Source organism: Ruegeria sp. O4 (assembly GCF_056535125.1).
This window is the reverse complement of record NZ_JBQERO010000011.1, coordinates 102858-116808: the sequence shown is the minus strand read 5'-3', so window position 1 is coordinate 116808 and position 13951 is coordinate 102858. Positions and strand designations below refer to the sequence as shown.

Annotated in this window: 19 protein-coding genes and 1 tRNA gene; 10 read left to right on the top strand and 10 right to left on the bottom strand. The window is 56.9% G+C overall.

Annotated elements, in window-relative coordinates; genetic code table 11:
• Positions 1-48: 48 nt before the first annotated feature.
• The 4 genes from ACR0J7_RS13710 to ACR0J7_RS13695 are packed head-to-tail and all read left to right on the top strand — an operon-like array spanning position 49 to position 1697.
• Positions 49-435 (top strand): VOC family protein, encoded by a 387-nt coding sequence (locus ACR0J7_RS13710; protein WP_480900336.1) that lies wholly within the window; start codon positions 49-51, stop codon positions 433-435.
• A 24-nt stretch (positions 436-459) separates the two neighbouring features.
• Positions 460-681 carry an MAPEG family protein gene (locus ACR0J7_RS13705; RefSeq protein WP_480483828.1) on the top strand — a complete coding sequence of 74 codons (222 nt, stop codon included), beginning with the start codon at positions 460-462 and terminating at the stop codon, positions 679-681.
• On the top strand, positions 681-1025 hold the full coding sequence (locus ACR0J7_RS13700) for a TfoX/Sxy family protein (protein WP_480900337.1): 345 nt from the start codon (positions 681-683) through the stop codon (positions 1023-1025). Before ACR0J7_RS13705 ends, ACR0J7_RS13700 begins: the two co-directional genes overlap by 1 nt.
• A 12-nt stretch (positions 1026-1037) precedes the next feature.
• The gene (locus ACR0J7_RS13695) at positions 1038-1697 is read left to right on the top strand and encodes a DUF2461 domain-containing protein (RefSeq protein ID WP_480900339.1); all 660 of its coding nucleotides are present in this window, start codon (positions 1038-1040) and stop codon (positions 1695-1697) included.
• A gap of 337 nt (positions 1698-2034) precedes the next feature.
• Here ACR0J7_RS13695 and ACR0J7_RS13690 read toward each other — a convergent pair whose 3' ends face one another.
• The 7 genes from ACR0J7_RS13690 to ACR0J7_RS13660 form a co-directional block, all read right to left on the bottom strand.
• Positions 2035-2469 (bottom strand): c-type cytochrome, encoded by a 435-nt coding sequence (locus tag ACR0J7_RS13690; protein ID WP_480914599.1) that lies wholly within the window; start codon positions 2467-2469, stop codon positions 2035-2037.
• 11 nt (positions 2470-2480) lie between these two features.
• On the bottom strand, positions 2481-3353 hold the full coding sequence (locus tag ACR0J7_RS13685; protein WP_480914597.1) for a copper resistance D family protein: 873 nt from the start codon (positions 3351-3353) through the stop codon (positions 2481-2483).
• The gene (locus ACR0J7_RS13680) at positions 3350-3691 is read right to left on the bottom strand and encodes a copper resistance CopC family protein (RefSeq protein WP_480559583.1); all 342 of its coding nucleotides are present in this window, start codon (positions 3689-3691) and stop codon (positions 3350-3352) included. The genes ACR0J7_RS13685 and ACR0J7_RS13680 overlap by 4 nt, the downstream gene beginning before the upstream one ends.
• A 10-nt stretch (positions 3692-3701) precedes the next feature.
• Positions 3702-4133, bottom strand: a complete 432-nt coding sequence (locus ACR0J7_RS13675; protein WP_480483822.1) for a c-type cytochrome — start codon at positions 4131-4133, stop codon at positions 3702-3704.
• Between the two features lie 95 nt (positions 4134-4228).
• Entirely contained in the window at positions 4229-4570 is a 342-nt protein-coding gene (locus tag ACR0J7_RS13670; RefSeq protein WP_480473967.1) for a hypothetical protein, read from the bottom strand.
• A gap of 784 nt (positions 4571-5354) precedes the next feature.
• Positions 5355-5430 (bottom strand) — tRNA-Ala (locus tag ACR0J7_RS13665).
• A 143-nt stretch (positions 5431-5573) separates the two neighbouring features.
• Positions 5574-5900 (bottom strand): TIGR02300 family protein, encoded by a 327-nt coding sequence (locus tag ACR0J7_RS13660; protein WP_267366159.1) that lies wholly within the window; start codon positions 5898-5900, stop codon positions 5574-5576.
• A 100-nt stretch (positions 5901-6000) separates the two neighbouring features.
• On the opposite strand from ACR0J7_RS13660, the gene ACR0J7_RS13655 reads away from it, so the two are divergent.
• The 3 genes from ACR0J7_RS13655 to ACR0J7_RS13645 all read left to right on the top strand — a co-directional run bounded on the left by ACR0J7_RS13655 (position 6001) and on the right by ACR0J7_RS13645 (position 8618).
• Positions 6001-6696 (top strand): M48 family metallopeptidase, encoded by a 696-nt coding sequence (locus ACR0J7_RS13655; RefSeq protein ID WP_480914595.1) that lies wholly within the window; start codon positions 6001-6003, stop codon positions 6694-6696.
• A gap of 30 nt (positions 6697-6726) precedes the next feature.
• Positions 6727-7374 carry a GntR family transcriptional regulator gene (locus tag ACR0J7_RS13650; RefSeq protein ID WP_480473964.1) on the top strand — a complete coding sequence of 216 codons (648 nt, stop codon included), beginning with the start codon at positions 6727-6729 and terminating at the stop codon, positions 7372-7374.
• 113 nt (positions 7375-7487) lie between these two features.
• A complete protein-coding gene (locus ACR0J7_RS13645; RefSeq protein WP_480914593.1) occupies positions 7488-8618 on the top strand; it encodes a lytic murein transglycosylase in 1131 nt (376 codons plus the stop codon).
• A 3-nt stretch (positions 8619-8621) separates the two neighbouring features.
• Here ACR0J7_RS13645 and ACR0J7_RS13640 read toward each other — a convergent pair whose 3' ends face one another.
• Together ACR0J7_RS13640 and ACR0J7_RS13635 are read right to left on the bottom strand one after the other, a co-directional pair.
• Complete coding sequence (locus ACR0J7_RS13640; protein WP_267366162.1) at positions 8622-9584, bottom strand: acetyl-CoA carboxylase carboxyltransferase subunit alpha; 963 nt, start codon at positions 9582-9584, stop codon at positions 8622-8624.
• A 185-nt stretch (positions 9585-9769) separates the two neighbouring features.
• Positions 9770-10366, bottom strand: a complete 597-nt coding sequence (locus ACR0J7_RS13635) for a LysE family translocator (protein WP_267366163.1) — start codon at positions 10364-10366, stop codon at positions 9770-9772.
• A gap of 73 nt (positions 10367-10439) precedes the next feature.
• On the opposite strand from ACR0J7_RS13635, the gene ACR0J7_RS13630 reads away from it, so the two are divergent.
• Both ACR0J7_RS13630 and ACR0J7_RS13625 read left to right on the top strand, forming a co-directional pair.
• Positions 10440-10892 carry an Lrp/AsnC family transcriptional regulator gene (locus ACR0J7_RS13630; RefSeq protein WP_480774195.1) on the top strand — a complete coding sequence of 151 codons (453 nt, stop codon included), beginning with the start codon at positions 10440-10442 and terminating at the stop codon, positions 10890-10892.
• Between the two features lie 119 nt (positions 10893-11011).
• Positions 11012-11590 (top strand): PA14 domain-containing protein, encoded by a 579-nt coding sequence (locus ACR0J7_RS13625; protein WP_480487229.1) that lies wholly within the window; start codon positions 11012-11014, stop codon positions 11588-11590.
• Positions 11591-11641: 51 nt separating this feature from the next.
• Here ACR0J7_RS13625 and ACR0J7_RS13620 read toward each other — a convergent pair whose 3' ends face one another.
• Positions 11642-12604: an L-malyl-CoA/beta-methylmalyl-CoA lyase gene (locus ACR0J7_RS13620; protein WP_480900350.1), complete on the bottom strand. Its 963-nt coding sequence runs from the start codon at positions 12602-12604 to the stop codon at positions 11642-11644.
• Positions 12605-12899: 295 nt separating this feature from the next.
• Here ACR0J7_RS13620 and dgcN point away from each other — a divergent pair, with 295 nt between their 5' ends.
• Positions 12900-13901 carry an N-acetyltransferase DgcN gene (gene dgcN / locus ACR0J7_RS13615; protein ID WP_480586519.1) on the top strand — a complete coding sequence of 334 codons (1002 nt, stop codon included), beginning with the start codon at positions 12900-12902 and terminating at the stop codon, positions 13899-13901.
• Positions 13902-13951: the final 50 nt, after the last annotated feature.

Below are 13951 nucleotides of genomic sequence, written 5' to 3'. Positions count from 1 at the left end.
TCCTTGGGTCAGACCCGTATGTGGCGGGCGTAACCAACGGAGGTACCCATGAGTATACTTGAGATGACGGCTGTCGGAAATTCAGGATGGATCGGGCATTCCGGGCCGGATCAGAGCAAGGCCAAATCCTTTTATCAGGATGTGCTGGGCTGGACGATCAGCGATATGCCGATGCAGGATGGGTCAAGTTATTCGGCCGCAGTTGTGGGCGAGACCGCTATCGGAGGCTTTTCACCAATGCCGGAAGAGCGTGGAAGCTGGACGATCTTCTTCACAGTGGCCGACCTGGATGCGAGTGTTGCAAAGGCCGAAGCCAAAGGCGCCACAGTTCTTCAACCCGCGATGGATATGCCGGGTGTCGGGCGCATGGCCACGCTGAACGACCCGCAAGGTGCCCGCTTTGCATTGATCACTTATGAAAGCATGAGACCCTGAGAACTGCCTGAAAGGAGGGCGCAGATGGAACAATATTCGCACATCGTGCAGGTTATTGCGGCGGTATTGGTCTGGGTAACCGTTCCACTGGCGACTGCTTTTGGCCTGCGTCGGTCCAGGGCGGGTATCCATCCGTTATGGGATGGGGGCAACAGGCTCTTGCGCGTAATGCGGTCACATGGAAACTTCGTCGAATATGTTTCGTTCACGCCGTCGATCCACCGGCAGCCTGAGGCATCCAGCTGATGCCGGTGGATGAAACCCTCAACGCACGCATTCGTGACGCTTTGGCCGCGCATGTGGGCATTTCAGAAAAGCGCATGATGGGTGGCAATTGCTTTTTCTTGAACGGCAACATGCTGTGCGGGGCGCGGCGGCATAACGACGGGCTGGGCCGTTTCATGTTCCGGGTGGGCAAGGACAACGAAAGCATTGCGCTGGCGGACCCTGCGGCTCAGGAAGTGATTCACGGTGCACGCAAACTGGGTGGTTTTATCCGCGTGGATGAGAGTGATTGCGATGACGCCGCTTTGCTGCGCTGGTTACACCTTTGTCTCGAACACGCCGCAGCCCTTCCCGCGAAAGACTGAACGGAGAAATCAATGGCCAAATTTGACAGTTTCTCACCCGCAGCGCTTGGTTTTCTCAGGCACTTGCGGGCCAATAACACGAAGGAATGGTTTGCAGCCAACAAAGCAATTTACGAGACCCATTTGAAGGAGGCCAGCAGGCACTTCGCGGATAACATGGCGGATGCATTGCTTGATCTGACTGGCCAGAACCACAGCAGCAAGATTTTTCGGATTCATCGGGATGTCCGATTTTCCAAGGACAAAACACCTTACAACGCACACCTGCATATTGCGTTTATCCCTGACGGGAATGCGGATCAGCCACCGATGTGGTTCTTTGGGCTCTCACCCGATGATCTGGCGCTTGGCTGCGGGGTGTTTCAGTACGAAAAGGAAGCGTTGGATGCCTTTCGAACAGAGATGGCAGGCCCCAAAGGGGCAGAGATGATACAGCTTGCCGCTGAGATGCGAAAGCGTGGATTCCGGGTCGGGGATCCTGAATTGAAACGTGTTCCCTCCGGTTTTGACAAAGATCATCCAAATGATGAAGCATTGCGCCGCAAAGGCTTTACCGTCTGGATGGATCTGGGAAATCCCGCCTTTGCAATCGAACCAAACCTCATTGAAAGAACTATAGAATTGTTCGACGACCTCTTACCTGTTTTTCTGCTGCTTTCTCGGGTCGAGTAACCCCATCTTTCCATATGCCGGGAACATAGGCTCGATGGATATCGCCAAGGTGCCGACCTTAATCGTTCAACGCTGTGTCTGAAAAGTGAGAGATAAGTATGCAGCTTCATTTTGGGTCGCACCTGTGTGCCACGCCGCTCCAGTGTTTGCCCTCTGTTTTTTTGTTTGGATATGGTGGAGCCTGCGGGAAACGCCGCCGAACGCCTGATACACTGATCGTAAATACTATTGTAGATTTCTTGTTTGCACTGTGGCTTCTCTTTAAGTCACACTTGATGTTGCACAACCCGCTACGGTGTACTGTGTACGTCCAAACCTTTACGAGGCCAGCTGTCTTTTACTGGTGGGGAAGGTTGCGGCTGGCCTGCATTTGCTGAACATCGTCGGGCCATGTGGAGCGTATGTAACCCAACACGTCCAAAATATCTTCGTTAGTCAGCGTGCCCTCGAAACCCGGCATACCAATGTTGAAGTCTTTAATGCCGCGTGCTGCCAATGCGTCTGCCCCACCTAGTCTGGTGTACTCGAACAGTAGCTGGTTGTCGTGGTGCCAAGTGTGCCCTGTCACGTCATGTGGTGGCGCGGGCAACACCCCGTCATCGTTGGGTGTTTGCCAGTCAGGTTGTCCTTCCAGATTCACTCCATGGCATGAGGCACAGTGCACTGCGTAGAGTTCCTGCCCATTCGCTAGGTCTCTATCTATCAACTCATGATCTGCAGCAAGGCTCGTACCAATGCTGCATATAGCCAGTGCGCAAAGGTGATTGTTCATCTCTACCTACCTTAACTCGGAAGCGTTAGTACGCTCGTGAGTGTCGCCGTTGTCGCCAGCACCACTAATACGATTATTGCCTCAACCTCGATGGATCGGGCGAGGCGTTGCGCTGCTATTGCCTCTCCACTTTGCATGGCCGGAACAAATCGGAGCTTGTTGGCAGCGGCGAGGATCAACAGCAGTGCCACAAGAAACACCTTGATCAACAGCGCCTGCCCGTAGCCAGTGAACAAGAGCCCTTGGAGATTGCCGACAAGCAACCAAGCCATCCACAGACCCGCCGCGACTAGCGTTGGCACAATAAGTGCAGCAGCCTGTCCAAACCTGTGCCCTAACACTGCTGCATCTGTCAGGTGTTCAGGCATGAGAGCCATACTCCGCAGCGGGCCAAATATACCCACCCAAAAGGCCACACACAGCAGGTGCAACAGCAGCAAGAGTTGGACGCCAACACTCTCCAGTTCCGGCACATGTCCGATCTGTGCAAAGGACCAAATGGCCAATGTGCCACCCAACAGCGCGATCCATAGACCAAAGCGAGGAACAGACAGTCCCACAAGGATCAAAACTGCGCCTGAAAGGCGATAAGCAAGTACGTCGCCTACGGAGGTCTGCCAAAGCAAGCCAAGCATCTCTGGATCGACCATGCCGTCAACTCCGCCCGTTAAGGCGGCTCCTCGGAGCATGAAACCAAATACCGTTGCTGCGAGGGAAAGCCACGCCAAGACCAAGGCTTGGCGCTTCATCGCAAGGCTTACCGGCGCGACTAGTTCGGAATAAAGGCACTTAACGGCGACAAGCCCGGTGGACCCAGCAAAGCCGATGTAGAGCACCAGCTTTGCGAGGATTGCGACAACTCCCCAAATGTCTGGCATGCTCATTCCACGGAAAAGGAAAACTCGCCCTGCATCGCATGGCCGTCTTTACCTAAACCACGCCACTCGATGACATAGGTGCCGGTTCCATTGCCCGGCAGTGGGATCGTGAACTCCTGACTAAAACTTGTCTGGTCCCCCAAATCTAGGCTTACTGCCGAGTGTTCTTCATGGGCCATCTCTATCCGCGTCAGCCGGATGTCCTTGGTGAAGCTGAGGCCAATTTCAGCGGGCACAGAGGTTACAGTCGCCCCATTGGCAGGTGTCGTTTCTTCGGCCTTGGAATGCGCCAGTACCCCGCTGGGAATAGCAGCCATGATTACGAGAGTTACGATCTTTTTCATGGTCCTGTCCTCAATTTATTCCGTTGGCACGTTGAATTTCACGAATGTACGCGATCACCATGGCAACGTCACCTCGCGTCAATCCCTCGACCGGCGGCATGTCACCAAACTGCCAATGATGGCTTCTTACACCTTGTGAAACCGCCCTCTGAAAGGCTTCGTCAGCGTGGTGGCTGGGCTCGTATATCTTGTGGATCAGAGGCGGTCCCGCGCCTTCTACACCGACCGCATTGACGCCGTGGCAAGCAGCGCAAGAGACATCAAAGACACGCTGACCGATTACTGCGTTGCCCTCGATTGGCGGCATCTGAATTGCGACTATGGCGCCGCCTGTGCCTGTCTCTGGCGATGTGGCCTCTTCGATTGGGCCGGGCCGAAGGGTTATGAAAGCGGCGACGGCTGCGACGGTGCCTGCGCCGATGAATAAGAGACTTTTTCTCATGAGTTGATCCTGACTTTTGGAAGCTGGTAGTGCTGCGATTCACTGCGAACAGCGGCACGCGCAGGTCGCAGATGTTCGCAAGGATTTACGCTGCTTCAAAGGTCAGGGGGCTTGTATGGGTTATCCGGTTCAATCGGCTTGGCTTGAGTTCCAATCTGAAACTCTGGATCAATTTCACGTTGATCCTGCGCGGCTTCTCCGTTCTGGGCGAGCAAAACAATGGCTTGGCAGATAGAGGGATTACACTCGCCGGTTCCTGAACTGTCCGGGTCATGGTGGCTGTTTGGGGACGACTTATCGATGCTATTTTTAGCCACGGAAGCGTGTTCTGTTGATTGCATGTGGCTTTCACAGTGAAGGCCGATGCAGCCATCTGATAGCGCATGAACAACGGTGCCAAAACCGGTCAGGGTGACCAGAACGCTGACTAGTAGCACAATTGAGTATCGTCGGATGACCATGGTTCAGGACGCTACTGCAGCAGACCAAGCATGACAACGCCAGCCCTTTGGTTTTTCGGATCACGACCAGTTTTTTGTTCGGACAATTGATTGAAGCTTCCCCTTTTCCTAGACAGCAACACGAGAAGGTCCTTCGTACTAAACCCCTAACTGCAGTGATTTGGGCGACGCTGTGGTTGAGTGTTGACATGTGTCAAAGCGTAGTTTGCCAAGTTGTTGGCAAAGTGCTTCGCAAATGGGTCAGAGCTTCAGCATAAAAGCAACCCGGGGAACGGTGGCGTTTTTGGCTATACTCATAGCTATGGCCGCATGCACGGACAGGCATCACCACGGTGACTGGCATGGCCATGGTGCAGAGGGTTGCTATGGACCTCACCATGACGCTATCGGCGAAGCTCGTTGTGGGGGGTTTGAGTAAGCTACTTAGCAAAGGCGCACTCGCAAACAACCAGTTTAGCCAGTTTATGTTTGGTGATCACGAGGCCGCTGTTGATAGTGAACAGCCTCATCTGACTGGTCCAGTTTGATTGTTAGTGCATCGTCGGCCTCTGATCCGTTGGAATGATGTTTTCCGGGGCTGGTGGGCGACAGATCAATGCACTGCCCGACATTTGGTGCTTGGTCTTGTGTCGGGCAAGGGCCAACGGAAGTAGTAGATGCCGTGTCGGGACAGAGAGAGATATGCATACAGCTTCATTTTGTGTCACACCTGTGTGTCACACCGCTCTAATGCTTGCTATCTGGTTGTATTGTTAGGTTTTGGTGGAGCCTAGGGGAGTCGAACCCCTGACCTCTTGCATGCCATGCAAGCGCTCTCCCAACTGAGCTAAGGCCCCATCATTGTACCATCGGTACGGTGGACGGACGTTTAGGAGACAGCGGCAGCGAGTGCAAGTCCAAAGTTTGAATCGGGCGCGAATTTTCACCCGGGCTGCTCCTCAGGTGAAAAAGGCGACCCTGGGGATCGCCTTTTACTTGGTCAGTTGTCGTCGTCTGATGACATGTCGGTGATGTCGTCCAGAGAAACATCATCATTGTCGTCATCATCATCGTCCAGCAGATCGTCATCCAAATCCACGTCGACGTTGTCATCATCGTCCAGAACCAGATCGTCATCCGCCGTGTTTTCACGTGCTTTGACCGAAGCTGCGTCTTCTGCATCCGCCGAGATCATACGGCTTTTGGATGTTTCAAGCTCCACGATCTCGCCAGTGTAGGGGCTGATGATCGGGTCCTTGTTCAGGTCGTAAAACCGCTTACCGGTTGTCGGGCAAACACGCTTTACGCCCCATTCTTCCTTGGGCATGTCAAATCCCCTTGATATCAGGTGAGTCGTCTAAATGATTCAGCTCACCTGCCACAGGCAGAGGGCACTGTCAAAGTCTTTGCGCAAGAGAGGTCGCGATATGGGAGAGCACGCATTGCCAGGGACACCGCCGGTGCCACTGAGATTGCGCAAATCGGCCCGGGCGCGGCGTATCAGCCTGCGAATCTCCCAGCTGGATGGGCGCGTCACGTTGACTTACCCGAATGGCGTGCCGGAATCTGAGGCCTTGAGTTTTGCGCGCACCAAAGAAGGGTGGATCCGGCAGCATCTTCAGGGTCGGCCCGATATGACCACCGTGCAGTTTGGGCAAGTGATCCCGATCGAAGGGAAAGCGCGCCGAATCGTTCCTGCAACCGGGCGGCGGGTTCTGCTGAATGCAGATGAGGTTGCCGTGCCCACAGGAGCCGAGGCCCGCAGGTTGGGCCGGTTCCTGAAGGAACTGGCGCGGGACCGGTTGACCGGAGCCTGTGATGATTATGCAGCCATGCTGGGGCGTTCGTACACGACACTCAGCCTGCGTGACACGCGGTCGCGTTGGGGGTCGTGCAGCTCGCATGGCGGATTGATGTTTTCGTGGCGCCTTATTCTGGCGCCTCCTGATGTGTTGCACTATGTTGCGGCGCATGAGGTGGCACATCTTGCCGAGATGAACCACTCACCTGCCTTCTGGGCGCAGGTCGAAAAGATATTTGGCCCGTATAAGCCGCCCCGCCGCTGGTTGCGCGACAACGGGTCCGAGTTGCATCGCTACAGATTTGATACCGAGCCGAGTTGACGTGGCGCCTTTTTGTGATCACATGAGCATATGTTGACCGCGCGCCCTTCCGAAACCCAGACCGCAACACATGACCGGGTGTACCGGGCACTGCGATCCCGGATCATGCATGGTGAGATGGCACCGGGGCAGGCCCTGACCCTGCGGGGCATCGGCAAGGAGTTCGGCGTCTCAATGACCCCGGCGCGAGAGGCGGTGCGCCGCCTGGCCGCAGAAGGGGCATTGTTCCTGTCTACATCGGGCCGGGTATCGACCCCGGAGCTGACGAATGACCGGATTGAGGAACTGGCTGCCTTGCGCGCCTTGCTTGAGGTCGAACTGGCAAGCCGGGCCTTGCCCAGGGCACACATGGCCCTGATCGATAGGTTGCAGAGCATCAACATGACAGTTGCCGAGATGGTGACCAAACGGGATGCGGTTGGCTATATCCGTTCGAACCTGGAATTTCACAGAACCCTGTATCTGCGCGCTCAGGCTCCTGCGATGCTGGCCATTGCCGAAACTGTCTGGCTGCAGCTTGGGCCGACGATGCGGGCTCTTTACGGACGCCTCAGACGCGCAGAGCCGCCACATTACCACAAGCTGATCATCGCCGCGCTTAAGGCCGGGGACGAGCCGGGATTGCGGCTGGCAGTGCGCTCGGATGTGACACAAGGGCTGCGTTTGCTGGTCAGCTGAGCGGCTTCCTGCCGACATCGTCAAAGCGCCCTTCCAAGGTGTCACTGTTCTGGCCTGTGCAACCCGGCTGGGTTACTCTTGCGGCAAATCACAAACAAGAGCAGACCCAAACCATGATCACTCGCCGGACCTTTTCCATTTGCCTCGGATCAACGCTTTTGGCCGCCTGCACGGGCGGTGCCGCTCCGTCCGGCACGCCTGCAACCCGGATGCGGGCTGTTCCCAATGCCGGGTGGGATGCCTGGGTTGCCGGTTTCAAGGGCAGGGCAGTGTCGCAGGGGATTTCCCGGACAACCGTTGACCGCGCCTTTCAGGGGGCCGGGTATTTGCCCGACGTAATCGAACGCGATCGAAATCAGGTCGAATTCAAGCGCAGCCTCGAAGATTACCTAGCCATCGCGGCGTCGGACGAGCGGATCAGCACCGGCCAGCAGATGCTGCGGCAACATAACGGCACTCTGTCGCGGATCGAGGCGCAATATGGCGTTGATAAGGAAATCGTCGTGGCCGTCTGGGGGCTGGAAAGCCGCTATGGCGCGCGCCGCGGTGATGTGCCCGTTGTATCGGCGCTGTCTACGCTGGCTTATGATGGCCGGCGCGGGCAGTTCTTTGAAAGCCAGCTGATCGCGGCGATGAAGATCCTCCAGAACGGCGATACCACGCCTGCCAACATGACCGGCAGTTGGGCCGGGGCGATGGGGCACACGCAGTTCATTCCGACCTCGTATCTTGCCTATGCCGTGGATTTCACCGGCGACGGGCGGCGCGACATCTGGTCAGATGATCCGACAGATTCGCTGGCTTCGACCGCTGCTTATCTTTCGCGTGCAGGTTGGGTGCGGGGCCAACCCTGGGGCGGAGAGGCCGGAACCGTTTCCGGTACTTCGGTGGCCGTATTGCAGCCGCAAAAACCTGGCCCCCGCATCGCCGTGTTCCGCAATTTCCAGGTGATCAAACGCTACAACAACTCGGACAGCTACGCGATTGGTGTCGGTCATCTGGCGGACAGGATCGCGGGCGGCGCGCCGTTTCAGGCCTCGTTTGGGCCGGACGCAAGTGGGCTGACGCTGGACGACCGCAAGGAATTGCAGCGCCGCCTGACATCTGCGGGGTATGACACGCAAGGCGCAGATGGCGTGATCGGAAACAACACCACCACAGCCATCAGCGCTTATCAAAGCGCCAACGGTCTGCCCGTGACAGGTGAGCCTTCGGTTGCTTTGCTGCGCAGGTTGGGTGGCTGACGGTTACGCCGCCAGCCCTTTCGACCCGATATCAAGGAATTTCTGACGGCGGTCTTTTATCAGGGCCGCCCCATCCTTGCCGTCCAATTCCGCCAACATGGCGGTGATGGCCGCGCGCACCGACTCAACCGTAGACGGGCGATCGCGATGTGCGCCACCCTTGGGTTCCGGGATGATCCGGTCACATACGCCCAGCTTGTGTAAATCCTGAGCGGTTAAACGCAGCGCCTCGGCCGCTTCACGCATCTTTTCGGCATCTTTCCACAGGATCGATGCGCAGCCTTCTGGCGAGATCACCGAATAGACCGAATGCTCCAGCATCGCCACACGGTTAGCGGTCGCAAACGCCACAGCGCCGCCCGAGCCGCCTTCGCCGATGATGACCGAAACCAGCGGCACGCCGATTTTCAGGCACATCTCGGTCGACCGGGCAATCGCCTCGGATTGACCGCGCTCCTCGGCTCCTTTGCCAGGATAGGCACCAGCGGTGTCGATCAGGGTAATGACGGGCAGGCCAAAACGCCCCGCCATCTCCATCAGGCGCACGGCCTTGCGATAGCCCTCGGGGCGGGCCATCCCGAAATTGCGTTCGATCCGCGACTTGGTATCGCTGCCCTTTTCGTGGCCGATCACCATCACCGGCTGATCGTTAAAGCGCGCAAGACCACCGATAACGGCCAGATCGTCGGCAAAGTTCCGGTCACCAGCCAGCGGTGTGAACTCGGTGAACAATGCGTCCACGTAATCCTTGCAATGCGGGCGTTCCGGGTGACGCGCCACCTGGCACTTCCGCCAGGGTGTCAGGTCGCGATAGAGTTCATCCAGCAGCTTGGAGGCTTTGGCATCCAGCGCGGCGGCTTCTTCGGCCACATCCATTTCTTCGTTGGCACGGGCCAGCGCGCGCAGCTCTTCAGCTTTGCCTTCGATCTCGGCCAGCGGTTTTTCGAAATCCAGATACTGGGTCATGACGCCTCATCTGCGTGAATTTTCCTAGCTATATGCCGCTGGCTGGCCTCAGATGCAACTAGATGACACGGAAGCGGCATCTTTCATGTCAAAAGCCGTTGATCAGATTAAGAGATTCGTTTGCTTGCCAGCACATTCCCGACATGCCCAGCAAAACAATCACTGAAATCGACCATTGAGGAAACTCACCCCGGCCAAAGCACGGGATAGAGCGAAACCACAAGCAGCACAGCCATTGTCCAGTTGAATACGACCAATCGGCGCGGGTTCGTCAGCATCCGGGCCATCTGCTGTCCCAGAACGGTCCATGTGCTGACGGACGGTAAGTTGACGGCTCCGAAGACAAACGCAACGATGGCAATCGCATACATCGTCCGATCTGGTGTATAGGCCGTGGTGGCGGTCAGGGCCATGGCCCAGGCTTTTGGGTTTACCCATTGAAACGCTGCGGCTTGCAGAAATGTCATGGGCACGCCGGTGGCTTCGGCGCTGTTTGCCGGCGCGGCATGCGCGATCTTCCAGGCCAGATAGAGCAGATAGATCACCGACAGGACTTTCAACACCGTATAGCTGACGGGATACCGGTCAAAGACCTGCACCAGACCGGCCCCGACAAGCAGCACCATGAAGGTAAAGCCAAGCCCAATGCCCAACATATGCGGGATCGAGCGTCGGAAGCCGAAATTCGCCCCCGAAGCCATCAGCATCAGGTTGTTCGGCCCCGGTGTGATCGAGGTTACGAAGGCAAAGGCGATCAGGGCCATCAGGATGTCATAAGTCATGGAGCGAAGTATTGTCCGCGCTGCGGCAAATGAAATTGCTTTTTTGTGCGTGTTTCCTGTAATTGTGCAATCAATGATGAAGAATGACCGGATAAACCGCCAGATATTGCAAGAGCTATCTCGCGACGGACGGATCAGCAATCTGGATCTGGCCGAGCGTGTGGGCCTTTCCCCTTCTGCTTGTCTGCGCCGCGTGCAAGAGCTTGAAAAGACCGGGGTGATCACGGGGTATCGCGCAGTTCTGGACCCGGCGGCGATGGGTATCGGCTTTGTCGCCTACATCGGTGTAGGGCTGGGCGAGCATACGAAGGCCGCGCAGGAGGGGTTTGAACGCGCGCTCCAACAAGCGCCGGAAGTTGTTGAGTGCCACAACATCACGGGAACAATCGAATACTTGCTGCGGGTCGAATGTGCAGACCTGCCGTCTTACAAGACCTTCCATACCGAGGTGTTGGGAACGCTGCCGCATGTCACCTCGATCACATCCTATGTGGTTATGGGTTCGCCCAAGAATTTACGGGCGTGACGTCTTGAATTGTGAAGGCACACTCACTTGCAGGGCGAAAACTCACGGCCTAATGTCGTGGAAATGACGTTGCCAGTGGATATGCACAGCCATAACGGCACGCAAACAGGGAGATTACGATGAAACGCGTTCGAACAGTGGCGGCCGCAGTTGCCTTGTCAGTGGTTGCCGGGGCCGCCTTGTCTGCCCCGCTGAAACTGCAACCTGCCAACCCGCAGCCTTCTCCGAAGGCGGGGCTGAATGTGAAATACATTGGCACGGGCAATCAACACAAGAAGATCCGCGATCTGAGTCAGGCAAAAAGCATGCTGTCCAAAGCACAGCCTGGGCAACCGTTGCAGGGATTGGATTACAGGGACACCAATCAGGGTGACAATGTCATGACATTCGACGGAGCTTACAATGTTGCCGCCGAGATTACGGGATATATGCGGTTCGACTCGCCTGGGGTTTACGAGTTGGAAACCTGGTCGAATGACGGGATAGAAGCATTCGTCGGAGGCCAGAATATCGGCTATGTCACGGGTATTCAGGGCTGCGAGGCCAACCAGCGGACCGAAGTCGAAGTGCCCAAGGCCGGGTGGTACCCGCTCAAGATCATCTATTTCCAGAAGCTTGGAACATCCTGCCTGATGATGAAGTCGGGTAAAAAGGGCGAAAGGTTCACCTGGACGCCGAATGCTGTCTTTGGGCGGTGACGCCAGAAAACACCTGAAAAAGGCGCCAGGGCAGGCGCCTTTTTTTGGTTCTCAGCCGTTGGCCGCGATCAGTTCGGCCTGTGCCACGATTACCTCGGCCTGCTTGATCGACGCGATGTCGACCAGACGTCCTTTGTAAACTGTCGCACCTTCGCCATTGGCTTTGGCCTGTTCCATCGCGGTGAGAATTTCTCGGGCCTCTGACACGGCTTCTTCTGATGGGGTGAACACCTGATTGGCCAGCGCGATCTGCTTGGGGTGGATCGCCCATTTACCGACCATGCCCAGCGTGGCCGAGCGTTTGGCCTGCGCAATGTACCCCTCGTCATCGCTGAAATCACCGAAGGGCCCGTCGACTGGCAGCACGCCATGGGTGCGGCACGCGGCAACGATGGCGGCCTGTGCCCAATGCCATGGGTCGGACCAGTGTTTCGCACCCGCGTGCAGCATATAGTAATTTTCCTGCGTGCCACCGATGCCGGTTGTCTGCATCCCCATCGAGGCAGCAAAATCCGCAGCTCCCAGGCTCATAGCCTGCAAACGGGGCGAGGAGGCCGCGATTTCTTCGACATGGGCGATGCCAGCTGCGGATTCGATGATAACCTCGAAGCTGATCGGTTTGGCACGACCTTTGGCGCGTTCAATGGCAGTGACCAGTGCGTCTACCGCATAGACATCCGCCGCGCAGCCGACTTTGGGGATCATGATCTGATCCAGACGGTCGCCCGCCTGTTCCAGTACATCGACAACGTCGCGATACCAGTACGGGGTGTCCAATCCGTTGATGCGAACGGACATGTATTTGTTGCCCCAATCCACGGTGTTCAGTGCTTCGATGACATTGGCGCGGGCCGCATCCTTGTCCGAAGGTGCAACCGAGTCTTCAAGATCGAGGTTGATCACATCTGCGGCGGATGCTGCCATCTTCTGGAACAGTTTGGTGTTCGATCCCGGGCCAAACAGCTGACAGCGATTGGGGCGCGCCGGTGCGGCAGGTTGGATGCGAAAGCTCATCTGGACCTCGTCTGAGTAATGAAATTACGATTTTTCTGCTCAATGAGGTATTAAATTGCGTGGTGCGGCGCAAGAGCGATTGTGCATCTGCGGCAATGCGGTTGCAGAAAGCGGCTTCAAAACTGCCCGACCGGGGCGATTAAAGTTTAATCATTTTGAAAACTTCGAAGATTTTTGCGCATATTGCGAATATTGCACAAGAAACTCGCGCATAGGTCGTGGTTGACGGGCCAAAACGCGAAGCGCTCGTTTTGCCGCTTCTCTAGCCTGCCCCGGAATCAAAGGAGTGACCGCAATGATCGAGACACCGTACCTGCTGTTCCTGGGCGATGCGCCCGACCAATTAGCGGCCAAAGTGGCTGTTGGGATCAAGGACTGGCGTCCGGAAAACGCCGTGGGCCAGTATCGAATGGATGGCTGCAAGGCCGATCTGGGCCTGACTGACATGACCCTGACCGAAGCGAAAGAAGCCGGAGCCAAGACGCTGGTGATCGGCGTGGCAAACCGCGGCGGTGTGATCAGCCAGGACTGGAAAAAGGTTCTGGTTATGGCGCTTGAGGAAGGGTTCGACCTGGCCTCGGGGTTGCATAATCTGCTGCGGGATGAGCCCGACCTGGTAGCGGTTGCCGAAGCAACAGGACGAAAACTGCACGATGTACGGGTGCCCGAGATCGATTACCCGATCGCAAACGGGATCAAACGCAAGGGCAAGCGGTGTCTGGCCGTCGGAACAGACTGTTCGGTTGGCAAGATGTACACCGCGCTGGCGATGGACGCCGAGATGCGTGAGCGCGGGATGAAATCGACCTTCCGCGCGACCGGCCAGACCGGCATCCTGATCACCGGTGACGGTGTGCCGCTGGACGCAGTCATTGCCGATTTCATGGCTGGTTCGGTCGAATGGCTGACACCGGACAATGACGAGGATCACTGGGATCTGATCGAAGGGCAGGGATCATTGTTCCACGTATCCTATTCCGGCGTGACCATGGCACTGATCCATGGCGGCCAGCCGGACGCCCTGATCCTGAGCCATGAACCGACCCGTGCGCATATGCGCGGCTTGCCAACCTATCAACTGCCGACATTGGAAGCCCTGCGCGACACCGCGCTGGCACTGGCCAAAGTGGCAAACCCGGATTGTCAGGTTGTTGGCGTTTCGGTCAACACGCAGCACATGTCCGAGGCTGAGGCGACCGCCTACCTGGCCAAGATCGAAGCGGATATGGGCCTGCCTGCGACCGACCCGTTCCGCTTTGGTTCGGGCAAGCTGGTGGACGCGCTGGCCGCAATGTGATCTGAACAACGCGCCGGTGGCGGGGCTGTTTCACCTCCGGCGTGAGTATT